Consider the following 1367-nt stretch of genomic DNA (forward strand, 5'->3'; position numbering starts at 1 on the left):
TCGAAGCACCCATCTGCTCCGCACCCGCCGCCACCGTCGACACGTTCCGCGACACCTCCTCAGCAGCACCCGAGACCACACCCGCCTGCACCGACGTCTCCTCCGCACCCGCAGCGATCTGCTGCGAGGAGGCCGACAGCTGCTCCGACGCCGCGGCGACCGCGTCGGCCGAGCCGCTGATCGAGGTCATCAGCTCGCGCAGCTTGGTCGTGGCCGCGTCCATCCCGGTGGCCATCTGGCCGAGCTCGTCGCGGCTGGAGACGTCGGCGCGCTGGGTCAGGTCGCCCTGGGCGAGCGCGTCGATGATCGCCTTGACGCGGCCGGTGTTGCGCGCGACGGCGCGGGCGACCGCCCAGCCGAGCGCGAGCGCGAGCGCGAGGCCGACGAGCAGCACGGCGATCATCGTGGTCCGCGTCGCGGAGTAGGAGTCCTCGATGGCCGCGACCGCCGCCGCGCCGGAGGACCGCTCGTGCGCGAGCAGCGTCTCGACCGCGTCGTTCATCTCGGTCGTCAGCGGGCTGACCCGCTCGTCGTTCATGGCGGACCACGCCTTGACCCGGCCGGCGAGCGCGAACGCAGCCATGTCGGTCGTCTGGATCTCGATGTACTCCTCGGCGACAACCTTCAGGTCGTCGAACACCGGCTGCACCTCGGCGTCGATGCCGGTGACGTCGTAGGCGTCCGCGGCCTCGAGGAAGCTGTCGTACGCCGCCTGGAGCTCCTCCAGGGCGGCCTGCTTGTCGGCCCGCGCGGTCTTGATGACCGTGTCCCGCGCCCGCAGCCGCATGTCGTTGACGGCGATCTGCATGTCCGCGGCGGTGTCGACGCCGAGCAGGTTCTTGGAGTAGAGCAGGCGGGCGTCGTCGGTCGTCGCCCCGAGCGAGCGGACGCCGTTCACTCCCACGACAGTGGCCACCAGGGCGGCGACCGCGACGGCGGCGAGGATCTTGGTGCGGATGGAGAGGTCGGCGAACCGCTGCACCGGCGAGCGGCGGGCCGAAGGCGTGCTGGTCATGGCGTGCTCCTGTTGGCAGGGATGCCCGGGCTTGGCCGGGGGTCGATGGGTTCGAGGGCTGTGCGAGGGCCGCCCGAAGGAACGGCCGGAGGACGGTCGGGTCAGCGGACGGTGAAGCGCGAGACCTCCTGCCGCAGCGAGCCGGCGAGCTGGGCGATCTCGCTGACCGCCGCATGCGCCTGGGTCACCGCCTGCGTCGTGGTCTCCGCACCAGCGGCGACACCCGCGATGTTGCTGGCGATCTCGTTGCCACCCGTCGCAGCCTCCGCCACGTTGCGCGACATCTCGTTCGTCGTCGCCGTCTGCTCCTCCACCGCCGACGCGATCGTCAGCTGGTAGTCGTTGATCGAAG

1 protein-coding gene and 1 pseudogene are annotated in these 1367 nt (G+C 71.4%); both read right to left on the minus strand.

The features are described 5' to 3' along the window. A partial coding sequence (locus tag H7344_RS20130; protein ID WP_186347767.1) for an MCP four helix bundle domain-containing protein occupies nt 1-1015 on the minus strand: 1015 nt, incomplete at its 3' end. Between the two features lie 101 nt (nt 1016-1116). After that, nucleotides 1117-1367, minus strand: a pseudogene (locus H7344_RS20135) (methyl-accepting chemotaxis protein); the annotation flags it as partial.

Source organism: Nocardioides deserti, from assembly GCF_014266025.1.
Lineage (GTDB): Bacteria > Actinomycetota > Actinomycetes > Propionibacteriales > Nocardioidaceae > Nocardioides > Nocardioides deserti.